General features: G+C 64.6%; 1 protein-coding gene. It reads right to left on the bottom strand.

Translation table 11 applies throughout. The annotated features are described in order from the left end of the window. Positions 1-1,023: TRC40/GET3/ArsA family transport-energizing ATPase (locus tag Q8M88_RS02025; protein ID WP_305594568.1), on the bottom strand; the 1,023-nt coding region annotated here is incomplete at its 3' end. Between the last annotated feature and the right edge of the window lie 38 nt (positions 1,024-1,061).

Raw genomic sequence — 1,061 nt, 5'->3', positions numbered from 1 at the left:
CGTCGTCTTGCCGACGCCGCCCTTGCCCATCAGCATGACGAGGCCATGACCATCGGCGGCGATCCCGTCCACCAGTTCCGAAAGGCTGGGCGCGTGCAGCTCAACCGGTTCGCCGACCGCCGCTTCGATGTGCGATGGCGTCGCAACGAGGAGCTGGCGTAACGCATCGAGTCCGACGAGATTGAATGGCTTCAATGGCACATAGTCGCAGGGCAAGCTGCGTAGCGCATCGGGCGTCGCCGCCAAAGCAGCCTGCTCGCGCGCGTAAAGGGCGGCGGCGAGCGCATCGAGCGCCGCCTCTTCCTTCGGCAGTAGCCCATTCACGACGAGGAATTGCTGATTGAGGCCAATCGCCGCCAGCTCCTCATGCGTGCGCGCGGCTTCACGCAGCGCGGAGTTTTGCGCACGGGCGACGAGGATGAGGCGGGTGCGATGACCGTCGGCCAAAGCGGCGACCGCGGCGCTGTATTGCGCGCGCTGCTTTTCCAATCCAGCAAGCGGACCGAGGCAGGAGGCGTCGCCTTTCCCCGCCTCAAGGAAGCCGCTCCACGCGACGGGAAGCTGCAGCAGGCGGATGGTGTGTCCGGTCGGCGCCGTGTCGAAGACGACATGGTCGTATGCCGATGTAATGGCGGCGTCCGTCAACAGCGCGGTGAATTCGTCGAAAGCGGCGATTTCCGTCGTGCAGGCTCCGGAAAGCTGCTCTTCGATGCCCTTCACCACGACTTCGGGAAGCTTGCCGCGCACGGGGCCGACGATGCGGTCGCGATAGGCTTGCGCGGCGGCCTGCGGGTCGATTTCAAGTGCGAACAGGTTCGGCACGGCGTCAATCGCCGTGATTTTATCGCCGATGCCGACCCCAAACACCTGCCCGACATTCGAGGCCGGATCGGTGCTGACAAGCAGCACGCGGCGTCCGGCTTCAGCGAGCTCTATCGCCGTCGCGCAGGCAATCGAGGTTTTGCCGACGCCGCCCTTGCCGGTGAAGAAAAGGAAGCGCGGAGCCTGTTCAAGAAACTTCATTTCGGCCTTTCAGCAGCAGGAGGAGCCGCTGCAACATG

The sequence above is a fragment of the Phenylobacterium sp. genome (genome assembly GCF_030693805.1).
Classification (GTDB): Bacteria; Pseudomonadota; Alphaproteobacteria; order Caulobacterales; family Caulobacteraceae; genus Phenylobacterium.
The sequence above is the reverse complement of the archived record's forward strand: the minus strand, read 5'-3'. Positions and strand labels throughout refer to the sequence as shown.